The organism is Streptomyces sp. NPDC092045, assembly GCF_044756005.1.
Lineage (GTDB): Bacteria > Actinomycetota > Actinomycetes > Streptomycetales > Streptomycetaceae > Streptomyces.
Genome location: NZ_JBIVSC010000002.1, coordinates 355247 through 375841 on the forward strand (window position 1 = coordinate 355247; position 20595 = coordinate 375841).

Here is a 20595-nt window from a genome sequence, read left to right on the forward strand (position 1 = left end):
CGGACGGCCATCCTTACGTGTGAAGTGAGCGGGCTCGTGTTGTTCGGCTGGAAGTGCGAAAACTAGCTTCGTCGCCGGAGGTGACGAGTCGATGACAGCGTGTGCCATCGAGACGACGGCCGAGGACGACGACCGCGAAGGGAAGCACGGCGGGAGCGACGGCCGGCCGACGGGGTTCACGACCACGGCGAACGGCGCGTACGCGGCCAGGCTCGCGGGCGTCGGGGACGCCCTGTACGTGGAGAGGTGGACCCTCGACGGCCCGGAGCCGTACGCCGTGCCGCTCCCCCTCGACCAGCCGGAGGAGCCGCACACCCAGCTCCTGCCCCTCGCGGACGGCCGGGTCCTCGTCTGCCGCCGCGTGGACGGGCGGCGGAACTCCTTCTCCCTGCTCTACCCGACCGGCCCGGCCACCGGGGAGCTCCGGCTCGGCTCGGTGGAGGCGCCCGGTTCCGAGGCCCTCGTCCTGCTCCCGCCCTCGCCGGACGGCATCTGCGCGTACGCGATGTGCGTCGGCCCCGGGAGCACGACGCTGTGGCTGGTGGCGGGCGGGGCCTTCGGCCCCGAGCCGGTGGCGGAGGTCGAGGGGCACTGCTCGGGCGGGGTGTGGCTGGACCGCACGGGCCGGATGCTCGCCCTGGACCGGCGGCTCGGCGACGGGCCCGTGAAGGCGGTCGCCGTGGACCTGGAGCGGGGCGGCGAGGTGACGCCGCTGCTCCAGATCACCGAGGAGAGCGACGACCGGCTGCTGCTCGCGGACCCGGACAGCGGGCTGCTCCTGATCCGCTCCGACGCGCCGTCGCCGGGCCACGACCGGCTCGGCTGGGGCGTCCTCGGCAGTCTGCTCCCGGTGCGCTTCCCGGACTGCCTGCGGCTCGACGACGCGGCGGTGACGCCGTTCGCCGTGCAGCCGGGGCAGGTGCTCATGCCGGAGGGCTGTGCGGTGGCGCTGCGGATCGACGCGGCGGCCGGGAGCTGGGTGGGGACCTGGCGGCCCTCGTCCCGGCGGATGGACCAGCTGGCGGTCCCGCAGGGCTGGCTGGCGGGCGCGGGCCTGTGGACGCCCGGGGGCGTCCTGCGGCTGCCGTACGCGGCGCCGGGGACGCCGTGCGGGCTCGCGGCCCTGGAGCCGCCGCCCGAGCCGGACCCCGCGCCGGAGCCGGCGACGGTCCCGGAGGAGCCCCGGGCGTGCCGCCCCGTACCGCTCCAGCAGGCCCCCCTCGCGGACGGCCGGCCCGCCGACCGGGCCCTGCCCCGGCCCTGATCCGCCGACCGGGCCCCGCGCCGGCCCCGATCCGCCAGCCGCCGCCTCGCCGTCGTCGCCGGGCCGCCGACCGGTTCCCGCCCCGGCCCCGATCCGCCGGACACGCCCGACGGCGGCGCACCCCGCCGCCGATCCGCCGGGCAGGCCCTAGACTTTCGGGCCGCACGGAAAGATCGATTTCTACGGGGTGAGTCGCAGCATGTCGGAGACAAGCACGGAGGGTACGGAGTCGCACGGCTCCGGGCGGCATCGTGGTGAGGCCTCGCCGGCGGAGGACTCCTCGTCCTCGCCGCACGGCCGCCACCGCCGCGAACCCGACGCGCAGTGACCGGGCGCACGGGGTGAACCGGAGGGCCCCGGGGGGAGACCCCGGGGCCCTCCCGCGTTCCCGGCCGCGCCGCCCCTGCCCTCGCCCCGCCGTGCTAGGCGTGCTCCACGAACGTGTCGGCGAGCACGGGGGCGTCGTCGCGCTCCGCCACCGTGACCGTCGCCTGGATGCCGCCCGGCACCGTCCACGTCCGGATGCGCAGGGTCTCGCCGGGGAAGACGATCCCGGCGAAGCGGGTCCGGTACGCGCGGACGCGGGTGACGTCCCCGTCGAGCAGGGTGTCGACGACGGCCTTGAGGGTCATCCCGTAGGTGCAGAGGCCGTGCAGGATGGGCCGGTCGAAGCCGGCGAGGGCCGCGAACTCCGGGTCGGCGTGCAGCGGGTTCCAGTCGCCGGAGAGCCGGTAGAGCAGGGCCTGTTCCTCGCGCACGCGGCGCTCCACGGTCAGGTCGGGCGCGCGGTCGGGCGGGACGAGCCGGTCGGAGGGGCCCCGGTCGCCGCCCCAGCCGCCCTCGCCGCGCACGAAGATCCGGGCGTCGCTCGTCCACAGCGGGCCGTCGGCGTCGGCGGTCTCGGAGCGCAGGACGAGGACGGCCGCCTTGCCCTTGTCGTGGACGGCGGCGACGCGGGAGGTGGAGACGGCGCGTCCGCCGGTGGGGAGCGGGCGGTGGAGGGTGATCGACTGGGCGCCGTGCAGGACGGCCATGAGGTCGACGTCGACGCCGGGGGCGGAGAGTCCGTCGACGATCCCCATGCCGCCGCCCGCGACGGTGGCGAAGCTGGGCAGGACGTGGAGCCGGGACTCCAGGGTGTAGCGGAGTTCGGCGGGGTCGGTGGCGGGCGCGCCCGCGCCGAGGCCGAGGTGGTAGAGCTGGACGTCCTTGTGGTCCCAGGCGATCTCGGTGCTGCGGGGTTCGGCGGCGACGGCCTTGGCTGCGTCGATGGGCATCGGGCTGCTGCTCCTCACGGGATCGCCCCGGAACGCGGCCGTCCTGAACGCGGTCGTCCCGGATCGCGGTCGCTCCGGACCGCGATCGCCTAGAACGCGTTCCAGTTCGGTGGCCCCATGTATAGCCGAGGCGGCGGGGCTTGGGAACCCTCGGTGACGGCACGTCAGCACCCCTACGGGATCGGCCCCCGGGACATTTGTCACCGTCGGACGAGTACACAACGGCCTGCCCGAGCCTCCCTCACTCTCCGTAACGTCGTGGTCATGAAGCAGCAGACGCGAGAGAAGCAGGACCCGGCCGGCGAGTCCGCGATCGTCTTCCGGGGCGCGACCAGGGCGTACGGCGCCGTCCGCGCCGCCGACGGGCTCGACCTCACCGTCCGGCGGGGCGAGACCGTGGCCCTGCTGGGGCGCAACGGCGCCGGCAAGTCCACCACCATAGGCCTGCTCCTCGGCCTCGACGAGCCCGACGGCGGCCGGGTCGAGCTCTTCGGCGGGCCCCCGGCCCGGGCCGTCGCGGCCGGGCGGGTCGGGGCGATGCTCCAGGAGGGCCGGCCGGTCCCCCGGGTCACGGTCCGCGAGCTCGTCGGCTTCGTCGCCCGCACCCACCCGGCCCCGATGCCGGTCGCGGAGGCCCTGGCGCTCGCCGGTCTGACCGGCCTCGCCGGCCGCCGCGCGGACCGGCTCTCCGGCGGCCAGGCGCAGCGGGTCCGGTTCGCCGTGGCCCTCGTCGGGAACCCGGAGCTGATCGTCCTGGACGAGCCGACGGCCGCGCTCGACGTCGAGGCCCGGCAGGAGTTCTGGACGGCGATGCGCGGCTACGCCCGCCGGGGCAACACCGTCCTGTTCTCCACCCACTACCTGGAGGAGGCCGACGCGCACGCGGACCGGATCGTCGTGCTCGACTCCGGCCGGGTCGCCGCCGACGGCACGAGCGAGCAGCTCAAGCGGGCGGTCGGCGGCAGCCTGGTCTCCTTCGACCTGGCCGGCGGGCCGACCGCCCGGCTCGACTCGCTGCCCGGCGTGACCTCGTACGAGATCCGGGGCGACCGCGCCCGGCTCCGCACCACCGACTCCGACGCGACGGTCCGGGCGCTCGCGGAGCGGGACGCGATCCGGGGCCTGGAGGTCGCCCCGGCCTCCCTGAACGACACCTTCCTCGCCCTCACCCGGAAGCCGCCGACGGCCGACGGACCCGCGCCCGCGCCCGCGCCCGCGCCCGCGCCCGCGCCCGCGAAGACCGTACCGACCGGACCGACCGCGCCGCCCACGAAGACCACGCCGACCGCACCGACCACGAGCCCGGAGACCACCCGATGATCACCGCGTACGTACGCCTGGAGGTGCGCCGCACCCTGCGCGACACCGGATTCGCGATCTCGACGATCGGCATCCCGGTGATGATGTACCTCCTCTTCACCAACCTCGGCACGGACGACGGCGCGTACCGGACGGCCGGGATGGTCGGCATGGCGGCGTACGGGGCGCTGGGCGCCGCGCTCTCCCTCGGCACCGGGGTCGCCGAGGACAAGTCCACCGGCTGGCTGCGGCAGTTGAGGATCACCCCGATGACGCCCCGCCAGGTGGTGGCGGGGCGGGCCCTGACCGGTTCGGTGGTCGTCCTGCCCGCCATCGCGGGGGTCCTGCTCGCGGGCGGGCTCGCCAACGGGGTGCGGATGGCGGCCTGGCAGTGGGTCGCGGTCGCCGTCACGCTGTGGCTCGGCTCGCTCCCCTTCACGCTGCTCGGCATCGGCAACGGCTACCGTCTCACCGCCCAGACCACCGGCGCCGTGAACGTCGCCTGCAACCTGGGGCTCGCGGTCGTCGGCGGCCTGTGGTTCCCGGTCGTGCTCTTCCCCGACTGGCTCCGGACGCTCTCGGAGTACACGCCGACGAACCGCTTCGCGGAGCTGGGCGTGGCGGTGACGGACGGACGGGCCCCGGGAACGGCGGCCCTCGCGGTGCTCGCCGGGTGGGCGGCGCTGTTCGGCGCGTACGCGGCGGTCTCGTACCGTCGTTCGGCACGGACGGCGTGACGGACGCGGAACCACGAGAGGACACGGGGGCGGTCATGGAGATCCGGCGGCGACGGCGGGAGAGGCTGCGCGAGCGGGGCCCGAGCGGGCTCAGCCTGCTCCCCTGGCTGCTCATGGGCCTGGGCGCGCTCTCGCACCTCCTCGGCGGCGAGGCGCCGAACCCGTGGATCGGCGGCCTGGGCCTGCTCGCCTTCAACACCCTGTACATCGCGATCGTCCTGCGCGCCTTCGACCCGCGCGCCCGGGAGGCGCCGCTGACCTGGTGGCTGCTCGGCGCGCTCGCGGCGCTCACCTTCGGGCTCGCCACCGGCTACGGCCGGGAGTGGCTGCTGCTCTTCCCGCTCCTGGGCCTGGCGGTCGGGGCGGTGGTGCGACGCGGGAGGCTGCTGTCCCGGATCACCTTCCCGCTGGTCGCCGGGGTGGCGGCGGTGACGTTCTGGCGGGACGGCTGGGACTCGTTCGGGGTCGTGTACGGGACGTTCATCTCGGTGATGGTGACGGCGGCGATCCTCGCCCTGAACGAGACGGTCCGGCAGCTGCGGGCGACCCGGGAGGAGCTGGCGCGGACGGCGGTGGAGAAGGAGCGGCTGCGGTTCTCGCGCGACCTCCACGACCTCCTGGGCCACACGCTCTCGGTGGTCGTGGTCAAGTCGGAGGCCGCCCGGCGGCTCGCCCCGCACGACCTGGACGCGGCCCTGGCGCAGGTGGCGGACATCGAGTCGGTGGGCCGCCAGGCGCTGACGGAGATCCGGGAGGCGGTGACCGGCTACCGGGAGGGCAGTCTGGCGGCCGAGCTGGACCGGGCGCGCGACGCGCTCTCCTCGGCGGGCATCGAGCCGGTCGTGCGCCGCTCGGGCCCGCTCCTGGAACCGGCGGCGGAGGCGCTGTTCGGCTGGGTGGTGCGGGAGTCCGTGACGAACGCGGTGCGGCACAGCGGGGCGTCCCGCTGCGTCGTCGAGATCTCCGGCTCGGACGGCCGGGCCCGCCTGACGGTCACCGACGACGGGCGGAACGGCGGGCCGGGTCCGCAGGCCGCCGGCCCCGCGCACGCTCCCGGCAGCGGTCTGCGCGGCCTGCGCGAACGGCTCGCGGCGGCGGGCGGCACCCTGGAGTCGGGGCCGGTGCCGGACGGCGGGTTCAGGGTCGTCGCGGAACTCCCGGTGGAGCCCGCCGGGCCGGGTCCGGACCTCGGGGACGCCCGGACCGACGCCTGCTGACGGGCCGTCGGCCGACGAGGGCGACCGGGGCGTCCCAGGAGTCGCGGCCGACTCCGGACAGCCGGCGCTTCGGCATCTCCCCACCCCGCACCCGTGCGTTCTGCGGATCGCCGCCCCGTCCCCCCGGAGCGCGCCCACCGTGACCCGGCCTCCGCGCGCCCTACCCTGGTCCCCGTGACCGAGATGCCGAGGGACCACCGCCCGGGAAAGTCCGTGAGGGTCCTGCTCGCCGAGGACCAGGGGATGATGCGCGGGGCACTGGCCCTGCTGCTCGGCATGGAGCCGGACATCGAGGTGGTCGCGCAGGTCGGGCGGGGCGACGAGATCGTGGACGCGGCGCTCGTGGCGCGGCCGGACGTGGCGCTGCTCGACATCGAGCTGCCGGGGCGTTCGGGCCTCGACGCGGCGGCGGACCTGCGGGACGAGGTGCCGGACTGCCGGGTCCTCATCCTGACGACGTTCGGCCGGCCGGGCTACCTGCGGCGGGCGATGGAGGCGGGGGCGGCCGGGTTCCTGGTGAAGGACGGGCCGGTGGAGGAGCTGGCCGAGGCGGTCCGCACGGTCCTGCGGGGCGAGACGGTGGTCGACCCGGCCCTCGCCGCGGCGGCCCTCGGCGCGGGCCCGAACCCCCTGACGGCCCGCGAACGGGACGCGCTGGCGGCCTCGGTGGACGGCGCGACGATCGCGGACATCGCGGCGGTCCTGCACCTCTCGGAGTCCACGGTCCGCAACTACCTCTCCTCCGCGATCGGCAAGACGGGCACCCGCAACCGCATGGAGGCGGTGAGGGCGGCCCGGCGGCAGGGCTGGCTCTGAGCCGCGCGGCACGACGACCGCCGCGCGGAAAGGCCGTACGGGGGGCGACTCCGGAAGAAGCACGGACGAGGCCGGTGGTCGACGACCGCGCACGGGCGTGTGTACGGGTCCGGTGACCGGCGGCTCCGCGCCGAGTGGGTACGGGACCGGTGGCCGGCGGCTCCGCGCGGACATCCGTACAAGACCGGCGGGCGGCGGTCCGCGCGTCCTCCCCCATGAGCGAACTCACGAACGGACACGACACGGGACGCGCCCACGGACCGCACGTGGTCCACGGCTCGGTGCCGGCCCCCGGGCCGGTCCGGAGGTCGCCCGTGCCCGGTGGCGGGCGTTCGGCCGCCGAGGGCGGGTGGGGGTCGACAGCCCCGCGGACGAGGCGGGCTGGAGCCGTACCCGGTACGACGACGGGGCCGCCGGGCCCCGTCGTCGCCCTCGGCGCGGAGGTCGGCCCTAACCGACGAGGCGGCGGCGCCAGTCCAGGGGCGTGACGGTGACGGCCCGGCCGGGATCGCCGTCCCACTCGGTGGGGAGGCCGACCGCGGCGAGGGCGGCCACCACCTCGTGGCCGACGGCCGCGGTGGTCTCGGACGAGCCGTCGAAGCTCCCGTAGAGGAGCATCAGCCCGTGGCCGGCCGCGGCGGAGTCCGTGCACTGGGTGTGGAAGTAGACGAAGCCGCGGGCGTCGGGCCCTCCCGCGTCGCCGATCTCGGACCGGCCGCAGGTGCGGCAGCAGGTGAAATTCTCACGGGCGGTGATGCCGGACTCCTCCAGGGCGGCGAACGCGCGGGTGAGCCGCTCGGGGTCGGTCTCGCCCCGCCACGCGGCCTGCTCCGCGACCCGCTCCAGCCACAGCCGGTCGGCCAGTGTGTGCGCCTGCTCGCGGGAGACGGGCCGGCGGCCCTCGGTGACCAGGTACTCCTCCGCGAGCTCGGCCAGTTCGGCGCGGGAGGCGTAGCCGCCGGCCAGCACTTCGCGGACGCGCCCCTCCAGCGTCTCGCGCTCGTCCTCGCCGAGGTCGAGCGGCGGCACCTCGCGGGCCGGACCCATGTCCAGCGGCGACCAGGACAGGCCGTCGTCCCAGCCCGCCTCCCCGCGGGCCCAGCCGGTCATCGCCGCGGCCACGGCCTCGGGCCCGCCGGTCACCACCTGGAAGTGCCGGTCGGGAGCGCCGTCGCGGTGCTCCAGCGTGTAGTCGCCGCCGGTCTCGTGCCAGACCTGGGCGAAGACGTCGGGCAGGTCGGGTATCCGCTGGACCACCAGGAACCGGTCCTCGTCGCCGCCGATGCGCCGGACCAGCCCGGCCAGTTCCCCGGCGGACACGCGGACGTGCCGCTCCCCGTTCTCCGTCTGCACCACGATGTCGAGCATGCGCAGACTCTGGCACACCCCTCCGACAGAGGCCCTAGGGGATGTCTTGCTCGGCGTTCCGGCGCCCGGACCTCGGCAGCCACAACAGCATCAGCACGGTCGCGCCGAGGAGGACCGACGCCGAGACGCGGAAGGCCGTCGCGTAGCCCGAGGTCAGGGCGGCCGGGTCCGGGGTGCCGTGGACCGGGCCGGTGACGGCGGCGGCGACGGTGGAGAGGGTCGCGAGGCCGAGGGCGCCGCCCATGGTGCGGGAGGTGTTGACGAGGCCGGAGACGAGGCCCGCGTCGCCGGGGGCGGCGCTGGAGGTGGCGAGGGTGGCCAGCGGGGTGGTGGCCAGGCCGATGCCGCCCATCATGAGGATGCCCGGGCCCAGGATCGTCGTCAGGAAGGTGCCGTCGACCTGCATCGTGGACTGCCAGGCGAAGCCGGAGGCGGCGACGAGCGCGCCGACGACGGCGACGGTGCGGGCGCCGAGGGCCGGCATCAGGCGGGGCGCGAGCTTGGAGCCCAGGACGACGCTCAGGGAGCTGGGCACGAGCGCGAGACCGGCCTGGAGCGGGGTGTAGCCGAGGACGTTCTGCGCGTACACCGTCATGAAGAACCACATGCCGAAGGAGCTCGAACCGAACAGCAGGATCGCGGTGTTGGCCGCCGACACCGTCCGTGTGCGGAAGATCTTCAGCGGCATCAGGGGGGCCGCCGTGCGGGCCTCGACCGCGACGAAGACGGCGAGCAGGACGAGCGCGCCGAGGAGCGTCAGGAGGGTCTTCGGGTCGCCCCAGCCCGCCTCCTCGGTCTGGACGATGCCGTACGCGAGGGTGGCGAGCCCGCCGGTGACCAGGATCGCGCCCGGCAGGTCGAGGCGGCGGCCGGTGCCGGGGCGGCTCTCGCGGAGCCAGAGGAGCGCGCCGGTGAGGACGAGGGCGCCGACGGGGACGTTGACGAGGAGGACCCAGCGCCAGGACAGCAGGTCGACGAGGAGGCCGCCGACGAAGCCGCCCGCCGCGCCGCCGGCCGCGCCGACCGCCGTCCAGGTGCCGATGGCCCGGCTCCTGGCGGGCCCGGGGGCGACCGCGCCGGTGACCAGGGTCAGGGTGGCGGGCGACAGGACGGCGGCGCCGAGCCCCTGCACGGCGCGCCCGGCGACGAGCTGCCAGCCCTCCTGGGCGAGGCCGCCCGCGACGGACCCGGCGGTGAACACCACGAGCCCGAGCAGGAACATCGCCTTGCGCCCGTAGAGGTCGGCGGCCCGCCCGCCGAGCAGCATGAACCCGGCGAAGGCGATCGAGTACGCGTTGAGGACCCACTGGAGACCGAGCGCCGAGAGCCCGAGGTCGGCCCGCAGCGACGGCAGCGCCACGTTCACGACGGAGACGTCGAGCACCACGAGGAACTGTCCCGCGCAGGCGACCAGGACGACCGCCCAGGCGCGGGGCGCGGGGGCGGGAGGGACGAGGGGGGACGTACTGGTGGCGGAGTCGGTCTGCGGCATGACGGTCATGGTCGCAGACGCCCTCAGCCCCGTACATACGCCGTGGGTCCTACGGCCCCGGCCCGAGCGTTGTCAGTGGGGGCTGTCACGATGCGGGCGCAGACGGCCTCCGGCCTCGGAAGACAGAGAGCGAGCACGCCATGGGTACCTGGGACATCGGCCCCTTCGACAACGACACCGCGGCCGACTTCTCCTACCGGGTGGACGAGGCCCCGGCGGAGCGGAAGGCGGAGGTGCTGCGCGGCGCCTTCCGCGAGGTGACCGGCACCGGCGGCGACTACCTGGACGCGGACCTGGCGGTGGAGGCGATCGCCTCGGCGGCCCTGCTCGCGGCGCAGTGCCCCGGCGGCGCCCCGGTCACCACCTCGTACGGCCCGAAGGCCCCCCTGCCCGCCCTCCCGGCCGCGCTCCGCCCGGAGGCCGTCGAGGCCCTGGACCGGATCCTCACCGAGCCGTCCGAGCTGCTCGAACTGTGGGAGGAGTCGGACGGGGAGGAGTGGAAGGCGGGGGTGCGGGGGCTGCGGGCGGTCCTGGCGGGGGCGTGAGGGCCGTCCGGAACGCCTTCCGACGGCACGGGGAAGCCCCGCCGGGACGAGCCCGGCGGGGCTTCGGTCTCAGCGGGCCGTCACGCCCGCTCGCCGTCCAGCGCCGCCCGCAGGCGGGTGATCAGCTCGTCGTCCGGCACCTCGGTCCAGTCGGCCCCGGGCGTCCCGACGCGCACGATCTCGTGGCGCCCCCCGTCCGTTGCGCGCACCAGGACCTGGCGGCTCGCCCAGTCCATCGGGTTCGCCTGGAGGCGGACGGCGTGGTGCGTCATGGTCGGGAACGCGTTCCGCAGCGCCTCGTCCGCGTGGAGGCGGAGCAGGAGGCTCCGCTGCCCCCGGTGGTACTCGGACGAGAGGAGGGCGGCCCACTGGGTGGTCGTGGGCTCTCCGGCTTCGAGCGCGCCGGTGAACCCGGCGAGGTCCAGGAAGCCGAACCTCGCCGCCAGTTCGTCGAGCAGCACGTCCTCCCGCCACGCGGCGATCGCCTCCACGAGCGTTCCGAGGTCGTCCGTGGAGCCGATGTCCCAGCCGAAGTCGGGGATGTGGACGCGCAGCCTGAACAGCCGCTCCCCGGGCTCGGTGTCGACCGACAGGTAGCCGCGCGTCGTCTCGATGCCGAGGGCGTCGGTGGCCCAGGGCGGCAGCCCGACGTCACGGCCGCGCCGCTCCGCCTCCTCCCGCAGGGCCGGTGCGAGGCCGCCCGCGGCGGTCACGTCCGGGTACGGGTCCTCCTCACGGGCTTCCATGCGCGTCTTCCCGGCAGTGGCAGTAACCGATGATCGAACCCTTCACGCGGTCCATGTCCCCCTTCAGCGTCGACAGGTCCGGCATGGGGGTGCCGGGATTCAGTTCCATGGCTCCCTTCGGGCCCGTCGGCGAGTAGAACTTGATCGAGTCCCACGAGCGCTGCCCGTTGTGGAGGGCCCTGGCGATCATGGACATCTCGTAGTCCGTGGCCTGGCCGTGCACGCCGGCCCGGAGGCCTCGCTGCGCGGCCGCCATGAAGCCTCCGAGACCGTCCAGGCCCGTCAGGTTGATGTGCAGGATCACGTTCGGGTCGGCGATGGCCATCTCCGCGATCCGGGCGAAGTCGGCCGGGGACGCGATGGAGAAGGTGGCGAACTTGTTCGCGCCGGCCCACTTGTCGAGTTCGCCGCCGCGCTGCCAGCCCAGGGCCACGTTGCAGTTGTGGACCAGGACCGGGGTGGCGCCCGCCAGCACGAAGAAGGTGTGCAGGTCGTCGACCGTGAGGTCGTGGACCGTGCGCGGGGCCAGGCCCGGACGGTCCAGGAGGGCGGTCACCGCGCGGACGGAGCCGTCCGGGGTGCGCAGGCGGTCGCCGGTCCTCAGGTCGGAGACCAGGGTCCAGCCGCGGTCGGCCACGTAGAACTTGTGGCCGGCGGTGCTGGCCAGCTTCCCGCCCCCGGCGACGGTGATGTCCACCAGGCGCCGGGTGTCGTGGGCGAAGGTGTCGGTGACCCGCCGGGCCTCCGGCCGGCCGGTGGCCGGGTCGGTGGCCCTGACGAGGTCGCCCGCCCTCACCCGGCTGATGGGCCGCTGCGAGCCGTCCGCCATCAGCACCCGGGTGGTGCCGGGGAAGCTGTTCAGCTTGCAGGCGGTGTAGAGGTCCTCGTGGGCGTTGACGATGGCGTTGAGCTTGGCGAGGGTGCCCGGGTCCAGGTCGAGGACGTTGAGGGCCCTGAACGCGTCCCGCACTCCGATGCCGGTCTTCATGGCCGCGTCGAGGGCGCGGATGCCCTCGAAGACCGTGCCGAACGCCTTGCCGGGGACGAAGTTGCTCGCGGCCCAGGCGCAGCCGCTGGCGCTGCCGTGCCAGCAGTCGACGAAGTCCTGGACGAGGACCGCCTTGATGAGCTTGTAGGTGAGGGTCTGCTGGATGAGCTCCAGCTTGGAGAAGTACCGGGTGACGTCCTTCTTCAGGCCCGGGACGCGCTTGCTCTCGACGAGCAGGGTGTCGGCCTTCGGGCAGCTTCCGGCGCCGCCCGCCACCTCGGGGTCGGTGCAGAGGAAGAAGTCGACCACCGCGCTGAAGGTGACCGTGAAGGTGGTGGTGCAGCCCTCGAAGCCGATCGTGATCTCGCAGGGCTCGTGCTGCTCGGCGTCGGTGATCTCGATGCTGTCCTCGTCGACGACGTACCACGTCCCGCCGACTCCGGTTCCCGCGCCCGACGAGACCTGCTTGTTCGCGGCGTTGCGGGCCGCCTCCTCGGCCGCCTTCTGCGCCTCCTGGGCGTACTTCAGGGCGTCCTTCGCCGCCTGCTCCGCCTCGGTCGCGGCGGTGTCGGCGCGTTCGGCCGCCGCCCGCGCGTCCTTGGCGGACTGCTCGGCGCGGGACGCGGCCTGGCGGGCGCCCTCGGCGTCGAGGGCGGCCTGGTCGGCGGAGTCGCGGGCCGCGCGGGCGTGGCCCTCGGCGCGGCCGGCGGCCTGGTCGGCGGCGGCGGCGTCCTCGGCGGCCTTGCGGTCGTACTCGACGGTGCGGGCCAGCGACTGGGCGGCCTTCGCCGCCGCGGCGGCGGCCTCGGCCGCGTGGCCGAGGGCCTCCTTCGCGTAGCCGCGCGCGTCGGCCGCGTGTCCGGCGGCGGCGGCCGCGTGCACGTAGGCCTGCTTGGCGTCGCCGGTGGCCTGGTCCGCGAGGCTCTTCGCGGCCACCGCCTCGGCCTGCGCGTTCTTGGCGTGCGCGTCGGCGACGGCCTTCTGCTGCTCGGCGATCGTCTTCGACGCCTGGCCCGTGAGGACCACCAGGCTCGCGGCGGTGTCCGTCTCGGCGTACGGCGAGCCGAGCTGGATCGCGTCGTTGGCGGGCTTGGCGACCTGGGAGGCGGCCGCGCCGGCTTCCGCCGCCGCGCGGGCGGTGACGTAGGCGAACCCGGCGGCCTTCACCGACGCGGCCCGCGCGGTCGCGGCCTCCTTCGAGGCGGCGTCCGCGTGGGACTTGGCCTCCTTCGCCCTGCGCTGGGCCTCGTCGGCCAGCGCGACCGCCGTGCGCGCCTCGGCGGCGGCGTGGTCGGACGCCTTGAGGGCGTCGGCGGCGGCGCTGGTCGCGGTCCACACCGCGGCGTCCGCCTTCAGCTTGGCGGCCCGGGCGCCGTCCGCGTACGCGCGGGACCGCTTGGCGGCGGCCTCGGCGCGGGTGGCGGCGGCGTCCGCCTCGGCCGCGGCCTCGCCCGCCGCGTCGGCGGCGGAACGGGCCCGGCCCGCGGCGGCCTCGGCGTCGTCCGCGTGGGCGGAGGCCGCGTCGGCCGCCGCCCTGGACGCCTGGGCCTGCTCGTCGGACTCGTGGGCCTGGGCGTACGCCTCCTTCGCGTCGGCCTTGGCGCGGGCCGCGTCCGCCTTCTGCGCGGCGTCCCACGCGTCGGCGTTGAGGTCGCGGGCCTTGTCGCGCGCCTTGACCGCGTCGTCCTTCCGCGCGACCGCGGTCGCCTCGGAGGCTTCGGCCGCCTTCCTGGCGTCGTCGGCCTTCACGGCCTCCGCCTCGGCGGTCCTCTTGTGCTGGGCGGCCTCGTTCTGCTTGACGGCGGCGGTGTCCTTCTCCGCCTTCGCCCTGGCCTCCTCGGCCTCGGCCGCGAGCCGCTTGGCGTGCGCGTCGGCCGCGGCGGCCTTGGCGTCGCCCTCGGCCTTCAGGGCGACGGCGAGCTTGGCCTCGGCCGTCTCCTTGTCCTTCTTCGCGTTGTCGCGGTGCAGCTTGGCCCCGTCGGCCGCCGCCTTCGCCTGGAGTTCGGCGGTGTGCGCGGCCTCCTTGCGGAACTCGGCGTTGGCCTGGGCGGTCTGGGCGACGGCCCGCTGCGTGATGGTGGCGCTGTCGGCCGCGGCGGCCCGGGTGGCGGCCTCGGCGGTCTCGCCGGCCTTCACCATCGCGGTCAGGGCGGCGACGGCGCCCTTGGTGATCTGCGCCTTCTGCCGGCCGACCAGGAGGCCGCGGCCGCGCGGGGCGCCCGCGGCGTCCGCGACGCCGTACGCGGCCTGGAGGGCCGTGTCGGAGGCGGTGGCCGACTTCTTGGCCTTCTCCAGCTGGGCCCTGACCGCGGCGAGGTGCGTCTTCGCGGCTGCCTGGGCGTCGGTGAGGCCCTTCTTCGCGGTGTCGAACTCCGCCTTGGCGGGCTGGGGCGCGCTGCCGGGGCCCTTCTTGCCGTTCGGCTTGATCAGGTACTTCTGCGCGCTGGTGTCCTTGCAGTCCCACAGCCGCAGGTCCGTGCTCTTGGTGAAGGAGCTGAGGTCCAGGCACTTGCCCGTGGTCACGCTCTTGAGGACGGAGGGGGCGCGGACGTCGGCCTTCCAGGACTGGCCCCTGGTGCTGTAGCAGTCCGTGATCTGGATCTTCGTGCCGTTGGCCGAGGCGTTCCCGGCCACGTCCAGGCACTTGAAGGAGCCGGTGTTGCGGAGGTGGAGGTCCTCCTCACCGCCCTCCAGCGACCACTCCTGCGCGGCGCCGCCGTTGCAGGTGTAGATCTGGACCGGCGTGCCGTTGGTCTTGCCGCCGCCCTGGACGTCCAGGCACATGCCCTTCGCGCCCGGGACCTCGACGACCGTGTAGCCGGTGCCGATCCAGCCGACGCCGCCGGGGGTCCAGTGGTCCTGCCAGCGGGTGTAGTAGTCGGCGAGCCAGGACTGGCCCAGGAGCATGCTGAGCGCCTGGGTGCCGTCCTGGAGCGCCTTCGTGGCGTCCTTGCCCGCGGTGAGGATCTGCTGCCGCTGGGCGGTCTGGCCGGCGATCTCCTGCTGCCACTCGGCCGCGGCCTGCGCCACCTGCTTGCCGAGGACCCGGTTCGGATCGATCGGGTCGTGCCAGCCGCAGGCCCCGAAGCGGGCCTTCAGGTCCTCGACCGCGATCCGGAACTCCGGGGAGTCCGGCTCGGGGGCCGTGCGGGGGAAGCCGCCGGAGGCGAGGAAGATGCGGGCGTCGTCCGCGAACACCCGCGGGATGAAGAAGTTGTTCTCCTCGACCTTCCCGGAGTTCTTCTTCCACAGCGCCCACGCCTCCTGCTCCTTCGGCGTGCCCGCGTTGGTGTAGAGCGGGTCGCCGACCGCGAGCGCGGCGGCCTTCGTACGGTCGTCGGCGGTGGGCGAGGAGTCGTGCCACGGGTTGACCACGTCGACCGACGCCCAGTACCCCTGGGAGAGCCACGGCTCGAGCCCGGTCCGCTCGAAGACCTTCTCCGGGTCCTTCGGCTCGTTGGGGTAGGACTCCAGGCTCGCGGCGCTCGACCACGCGTGTCCCTGCTGCCGGACCTTCTCCAGCGCCTGGCTCGTCAGGGTGACGTCCGCTTCGCGGGCCACGTGCAGCGGGGTCTTGTCGTTGAACAGGTCCCGCTCGAACTGCTTGTGCATCTGGTCGGGCGGCAGGAGCAGGGCGCTCTGCGCGAGGGCGTGCAGGTTGGGGCCGCCCGTGCGCAGGGCCTCCATGCCCACGCACTGGTCCTCGCGGAGCTGCTGGGCCGCCTTGGCGTCGTAGCCGTCGTACGAGTCGGCCGTCGCGGCCACCGGCACGGCGTCCGGCGGGGCCAGGTCGGGCCGGACGCCGAGACCGGCGAGGACGGCCAGGGCGGCGGTGGACGTGACGGCGGTGGTGAGGGCGCCGGCGAGGGTGCCGGACGAGCGGGAGCGGGGGCTGAACAACCCCGGGGTGAATCGCAAGGGGGGCTTCCTTCACGGGGAACGAAGGCGGGCAGGGATGACCCGGGCGACGTTCACAGTGGGCCGGCACCGAGGCATGGCGGTGCCGTTCTCCCCCGTGGCGGCGTTGTCCCCCGGCCGCCGTTGATGATGTGAGCGCGTCACGATGGGGATGGTCGGTCCCCGGCGCGCGGCGTTACTTAACCCCGAGTCAACAAAGCTCGGCAAGGCCCGGCCGGAGGGTCCGGAACGCGGAACGGAAAACCGCTTGCCGGTGGCTCACGGCGCGGCGCGCGCAATCCCCGAGGTCATACCGGGTGCCACCTGTGTGCAACCTGTGAAGAAGGGAGGCGCGAGATGGTGTTCTTCAGCCATAGATTGGCTCGAATGCCGCTGCCGGGCGGCGGGTTGGAGCCGGATTCACGCGATCCCCGCCCCGGCGGGTGGCGCCGGGACGGGGATCACCGCTCCCGCGGGGGGAGGGTCGCCGCGGTCAGCGGCCGAGACGCCCCTCGGCGGCGGCGCTCACGAAGGCCGCGAAGGCGGCCGGGGCGGCGAGGAAGGCGGGGCCTTCGGGGTTCTTGGAGTCGCGCACGGCGACGTGGGCGGCGAGGTCGGCGACCTCGACGCATTCACCGCCGTTGTCGCCGCTGTAGGACGACTTGCGCCAGGCGGCGGTACCGAGCGGGGCGCACTCGATGCAGTTGCCGCCGGTGTCGGAGCTGTACGAAGACTTACGCCAGCGCGCGCCCGTCAGGTTCTGGTTGGTTCCCATACTGCTCCTCCATGACGCGGGCGATCAGTGCGGCCGAGTCTTCCACCGAGAGGGCAGCCGCTTGCAGGTGATCGTAACGGAGCGAACCCTCCCTGAACGCGGCCGGATCGGCGGTCATATGCCCCTGGACGAAGTCCTCGGTGTAGACGATGTCGGGGTCGTCGTCGAAGCGCAGCAGGTTGAACTCACCTGGCAGGCCAGCGTGTGCCCCGGCAGTAAACGGCAGGATCTGGATCTTGACCCAGTCGTGCTCCTGCATCCGCAACAGGTGGGCGAGTTGTTCTCGCATGACCTCCTTGCCGCCGACCTCCTGACGCAGCACCGCCTCGGTCAGGACGACCCACATCAGGGGCGGGGTCTCCCTCTCCAGGATCCGCTGGCGATCCATTCGGGCAGCGACCTTGGCATCGAGATCCCCTTCCGTCCGGACTCCGAGCACAGCGCGTGCGTACTCCTTCGCCTGGAGCAGGCCGACGACCAGTTGGGGCTGGAACGAGTAGATGTAGGTCGCCCTCGCCTCCATGTCCGCGTACGGCTGGAACCACGTCGGCAACTGGCTCTTCAGCACCAGCCCCACCAACCGCGAGAACGTCCCGCCCGTCATCAACGCGGCGTCGAGTTGTTCCGAGAACCGCCTCGTCGGAACCTTCTTCGCCGTCTCTATCTGGCCGATCAGCGAGCCCGTGCAGTGGACGACGTCACCGAGCTGCGACTGGTTCAGCCCCGCCGCCTCCCTCAGACGGCGTAATTCCGCTCCGTAGTAGTCCAGCGGCGAGGCGCTGGGATCGAGGTTGCGGATGTTGACCACGGCGAGGTCACCCCCCAGATCGACGCCATGAGGCGTTGTGTTCGGGCCGTAGCCGAGCGTAACGAAAAGCGTCCACCCTGGTGGCATGAATCAGGCAACAGACCTCTACCCTGCGGAACTTACGTCGAGTTACCGCATGGGCTTCACCGTCGGTGAGCACTCCGCCGGTCACATGCGCCGCATCCTGCACATGTTCCTCACGCGGTGGGAGCTCGTCCGATTGTCCGACTCCGCGACCCTCGCGCTCACCGAGCTGGTCGCGAACGTCGTCCGGCACGTGCCGGGCCGCCGGTGTTCCGTGCTGATCCTGCGCGAGCCGTACGGGCTGCGGGTGGAGGTGGCGGACGGGGCGCCGGGGACCGTGGTCGCGAAGGCGGGCGGGGAGCTGGACGAGGGCGGGCGGGGACTGGTCCTGGTGGAGGCCGTGACGGACCGGTGGGGGGTCGAGGAACGGGCCGGCGGGAAGACGGTGTGGTTCGAGTGCGACGGGTAGGGCACGATGGGCGCCCGTACCGCCGTACTCGCCAGTAGGAGCCACCATGTCCGAGCCCAGCCCCGAGATCCTTGCCGCCTTCGAGGCCGCGAAGGGCTTCATGCCCGTCGGGGAGGGGCTCGCGCTGTACGGGGCGGCCGTCGAGGCCGCGGAGCTGGGGCTGCCGCTCCTGGAGGTCGGGACGTACTGCGGGCGGTCCACGGTCCTGCTCGCGGACGCGGCCCGGCGGGCGGGGACCGTCGCGGTCACCGTGGACCACCACCGGGGCAGCGAGGAGCAGCAGCCCGGCTGGGAGTACCACGACCCGACCGTGGTGGACCCCGAGGTGGGGCTCATGGACACCCTGCCGACCTTCCGCCGGACCCTGCGCGGGGCGGGTCTGGAGGAGCACGTGATCGCGGTCGTCGGGCGCTCGCCGCAGGTGGCGAAGGTGTGGGCCGGGCAGCTCGGCCTCGTGTTCGTCGACGGCGGGCACACCGACGAGCACGCCGTGAACGACTACGAGGGCTGGGCCCCCAAGGTCGCCCCCGGCGGTCTGCTCGTCATCCACGACGTCTTCCCGAACCCGGAGGACGGCGGCCAGGCCCCGTACCGGATCTACCTCCGCGCCCTGGAGTCGGGCGACTTCGAGGAGGTCTCGGTGACCGACTCGCTGCGGGTGCTGCGCCGCCGCTGAGGCGGGAACGGGCGGCGGCCGCCCCTCCCGGGAGGAGGGACGGCCGCCGGACGGGCTCCGCGCGTCAGAACCCCGACGTCACGTACAGGCAGTTCGTGTAGCTGTAGTTCGGCTCGATCTTCGTCTTGCTGGTCTTGGTGTCCCCGACCGTCGTCGTGCCCGTGCCGGCCCGCTTCTGGAGGAAGTGGTAGGTGCCGGCGGGCAGCAGCAGCGTCGCCTTCGGGTACTTCGAGGACGGGCCGGTGCACGCCTTGATCTTCTTCGGGTCGAGGAAGACCGAGCCCGGGTACTTCGTGCAGGTCGCGCACGCGTTCAGCGTGACCTTGCCGGTCGTCGGGCCCGTGTAGAGCAGATCGACCGAGCCGGGGCCGTCGTTGCTCACCACCATGACCATCCGGGCGCCGCCGGGGGCCGCCGCCGGGGGCAGGGCCTTGCCGGCCTCGGGCTCCTCGTCCGCTATCTCGGCCGCGATGGCGATCGAGCGCGCGTGCGCGGCCTTCGGGCTGTTCGGGTGGTCCTTGGCGAACTGGGTCATCGTCGCGGCCGCGTCGTCGAACTCCTTGCTCCGGAACTGCGAGGTCCCGCAGGCGAAGTCGCCCTTCTCGACGGCCGCCGCGGTCTCCCGCGCGGCCTCCGCGAAGACGGCGTCCGGCAGCGCGTCCACGGAGCCGCGGAGGGTGCGCAGTTCGACGACGGTCCCGCAGGGCGCGGCGCCGCCGTCGACGGCGGCCGACCGCGTCTTGATCGCCTCGCGGACGGCGGGCTCGACGCGGGTCGCCTGGGCCGACTTCGGGAAGGTGTCGAGGAGTTCGTTCAGGCTCACCTCGGCGGCCGGCTCGGCCGACTGCACGCCGAGCGCGGCCGTCCCGCACCCGTAGAGCGACTCGGCCAGCGGCTCGTCCGCCCTGGCCGGCCGGGTGCCGAGCAGGTCCTTGTCGAACGTCCCGGCCAGGCCCCGCAGGTGCTTGAGCGGCGCGACCGCCCGGCAGTGGTCCTTCTTCGCGTACGGCGCGGAGAGCTGCGCGTAGTACGCGTCGAGGCGCGCGGGGACCAGCTTCCCGGCCCGCGAACCGGTGTGCTTCGTGCCGAGGTCCTGATAGGTGGCGAGCGCCAGGCGGTAGAGGGGCTCGGCCCGCTCGAAGAGGAGCCCCTCGCCGGACCTCACCCGCTCGTCGGCGACGGCCAGGCGGGCGAGCAGGGCCTCCTCCCGCGCCTCCTCGCGGGCCGCGCCGTACGCGAGGGAGCCCCCGGCGGGCACGGCGAGCAGCACCAGGGCGAGCGGCAGCGCCAGGCGCCGGAGGGCCGCGCCGGTCCGGAGGGTGGCGCGCAACCCGCGCCGGAAGCCGTCGGCCGCGGCGGCGAGCAGCAGGACGCCGTACCCGACGAGGACGCCGGCGGGCACGCCGTCGACGTCGGCGGGCAGCGCGACCACCAGCAGGGCGGCGGTGGCGAGCCAGCAGAGCGCGGCGCCGGCCCAGTGGCGCAGGAGCACGTACCCCAGGCCGAGGCCGGAGAGGTTGAGCAGGGCGATCGCGGCGGCCTGCGCCGGGTTCGCCGGGCCGGGCGGCTGCGCGGGCGGCCCGTCCCCGGGCGGCGGGCCGTACCCGGGAGGCCCGTACCCCGGCGGTCCGTATCCCGGCGGCGGGCCGTAGCCGGGCGCGGTCGCGGGGCCGGACCGCGGATAGCCGTATCCGGGCGCGGCGGCACCCGCCCCGACGGGCACCGCGCCGGACGCCTCTCCGGAGCCCTGCCCGGACGGCTGCCCGGACGCCGCCGGGGGCGGGCCGAAGGCGAGCGTGGGCGTGGCGGGCGGCTGCGCCGGCGGGGGCGGAGCGGCCGGGCCCTGCGGGGTCCGGTCCGCCGGGGGCACCGGGGCCCAGGGCGGCGCCTCCGGCACCGGAGCCGTACGCGGGTCCGGAGCGCTCCGGCCCGGGTCCTGGTTCTGGTTCGAGCGGTCCGAGGCGTCCCCGCCCGGGATCCTGTCGGCCGGCTCGGGACGTGCGTCGTTCGGTTCTTCCCCCACCACGGTCCCCCTCGTGGATCCATGCGCGGTGGCACCCCACCGTCGCCTCTGATGGCTACCCTTCACCGTCCCCGCACACGCGTCCACCGTTCTTCCCCGGCGGTGACCAACCCGGTACGTACCCGGTACGGGCCCCTGCGGGATTTCGCCCCGCGCAAGGCCTAAAGTCGCGGG

General features: G+C 74.6%; 16 protein-coding genes. 8 read left to right on the forward strand and 8 right to left on the reverse strand.

Annotated features, from left to right (window positions below):
* The first annotated feature begins 91 nt into the window (after positions 1-91).
* Positions 92-1264, forward strand: a complete 1173-nt coding sequence (locus tag ACIQKA_RS08385; RefSeq protein WP_383431083.1) for a hypothetical protein — start codon at positions 92-94, stop codon at positions 1262-1264.
* Positions 1265-1686: 422 nt separating this feature from the next.
* Here the strand turns inward: ACIQKA_RS08385 and ACIQKA_RS08390 are convergent, their stop codons facing one another.
* Positions 1687-2541: a MaoC/PaaZ C-terminal domain-containing protein gene (locus ACIQKA_RS08390; protein ID WP_383151307.1), complete on the reverse strand. Its 855-nt coding sequence runs from the start codon at positions 2539-2541 to the stop codon at positions 1687-1689.
* Positions 2542-2805: 264 nt separating this feature from the next.
* Between ACIQKA_RS08390 and ACIQKA_RS08395 the strand changes: the two genes are divergently transcribed.
* From ACIQKA_RS08395 to ACIQKA_RS08410, 4 genes are all read left to right on the forward strand, one after another.
* Entirely contained in the window at positions 2806-3861 is a 1056-nt protein-coding gene (locus ACIQKA_RS08395; RefSeq protein WP_402540445.1) for an ATP-binding cassette domain-containing protein, read from the forward strand.
* Complete coding sequence (locus ACIQKA_RS08400) at positions 3858-4577, forward strand: ABC transporter permease (protein WP_383151305.1); 720 nt, start codon at positions 3858-3860, stop codon at positions 4575-4577. The genes ACIQKA_RS08395 and ACIQKA_RS08400 overlap by 4 nt, the downstream gene beginning before the upstream one ends.
* 35 nt (positions 4578-4612) lie before the next feature.
* Complete coding sequence (locus tag ACIQKA_RS08405) at positions 4613-5794, forward strand: sensor histidine kinase (RefSeq protein WP_402540450.1); 1182 nt, start codon at positions 4613-4615, stop codon at positions 5792-5794.
* Between the two features lie 183 nt (positions 5795-5977).
* Complete coding sequence (locus ACIQKA_RS08410) at positions 5978-6610, forward strand: response regulator (RefSeq protein ID WP_383431202.1); 633 nt, start codon at positions 5978-5980, stop codon at positions 6608-6610.
* A 450-nt stretch (positions 6611-7060) separates the two neighbouring features.
* Here ACIQKA_RS08410 and ACIQKA_RS08415 read toward each other — a convergent pair whose 3' ends face one another.
* Positions 7061-7978, reverse strand: coding sequence for a DUF6891 domain-containing protein (locus ACIQKA_RS08415; RefSeq protein ID WP_402540452.1), 918 nt, complete (start codon positions 7976-7978; stop codon positions 7061-7063).
* Between the two features lie 34 nt (positions 7979-8012).
* Positions 8013-9479 carry an MFS transporter gene (locus ACIQKA_RS08420; RefSeq protein ID WP_383151302.1) on the reverse strand — a complete coding sequence of 489 codons (1467 nt, stop codon included), beginning with the start codon at positions 9477-9479 and terminating at the stop codon, positions 8013-8015.
* 131 nt (positions 9480-9610) lie between these two features.
* On the opposite strand from ACIQKA_RS08420, the gene ACIQKA_RS08425 reads away from it, so the two are divergent.
* Positions 9611-10015, forward strand: a complete 405-nt coding sequence (locus tag ACIQKA_RS08425; RefSeq protein WP_383151301.1) for a DUF4259 domain-containing protein — start codon at positions 9611-9613, stop codon at positions 10013-10015.
* A gap of 80 nt (positions 10016-10095) precedes the next feature.
* Here the strand turns inward: ACIQKA_RS08425 and ACIQKA_RS08430 are convergent, their stop codons facing one another.
* The 4 genes from ACIQKA_RS08430 to ACIQKA_RS08445 all read right to left on the reverse strand — a co-directional run bounded on the left by ACIQKA_RS08430 (position 10096) and on the right by ACIQKA_RS08445 (position 17229).
* A complete protein-coding gene (locus tag ACIQKA_RS08430) occupies positions 10096-10761 on the reverse strand; it encodes a hypothetical protein (RefSeq protein ID WP_383151300.1) in 666 nt (221 codons plus the stop codon).
* Complete coding sequence (locus tag ACIQKA_RS08435) at positions 10748-15436, reverse strand: ricin-type beta-trefoil lectin domain protein (RefSeq protein ID WP_402540616.1); 4689 nt, start codon at positions 15434-15436, stop codon at positions 10748-10750. The genes ACIQKA_RS08430 and ACIQKA_RS08435 overlap by 14 nt, the downstream gene beginning before the upstream one ends.
* 703 nt (positions 15437-16139) lie before the next feature.
* A complete protein-coding gene (locus tag ACIQKA_RS08440) occupies positions 16140-16421 on the reverse strand; it encodes a DUF397 domain-containing protein (RefSeq protein WP_391092917.1) in 282 nt (93 codons plus the stop codon).
* Complete coding sequence (locus ACIQKA_RS08445) at positions 16381-17229, reverse strand: helix-turn-helix domain-containing protein (protein WP_402540455.1); 849 nt, start codon at positions 17227-17229, stop codon at positions 16381-16383. The genes ACIQKA_RS08440 and ACIQKA_RS08445 overlap by 41 nt, the downstream gene beginning before the upstream one ends.
* A gap of 136 nt (positions 17230-17365) precedes the next feature.
* Between ACIQKA_RS08445 and ACIQKA_RS08450 the strand changes: the two genes are divergently transcribed.
* On the forward strand, positions 17366-17722 hold the full coding sequence (locus ACIQKA_RS08450; protein WP_391092915.1) for an ATP-binding protein: 357 nt from the start codon (positions 17366-17368) through the stop codon (positions 17720-17722).
* A gap of 46 nt (positions 17723-17768) precedes the next feature.
* On the forward strand, positions 17769-18398 hold the full coding sequence (locus tag ACIQKA_RS08455; protein WP_383151296.1) for a class I SAM-dependent methyltransferase: 630 nt from the start codon (positions 17769-17771) through the stop codon (positions 18396-18398).
* A 64-nt stretch (positions 18399-18462) separates the two neighbouring features.
* Here ACIQKA_RS08455 and ACIQKA_RS08460 read toward each other — a convergent pair whose 3' ends face one another.
* Positions 18463-20421, reverse strand: a complete 1959-nt coding sequence (locus ACIQKA_RS08460) for a hypothetical protein (protein WP_402540458.1) — start codon at positions 20419-20421, stop codon at positions 18463-18465.
* Positions 20422-20595 lie beyond the last annotated feature (174 nt).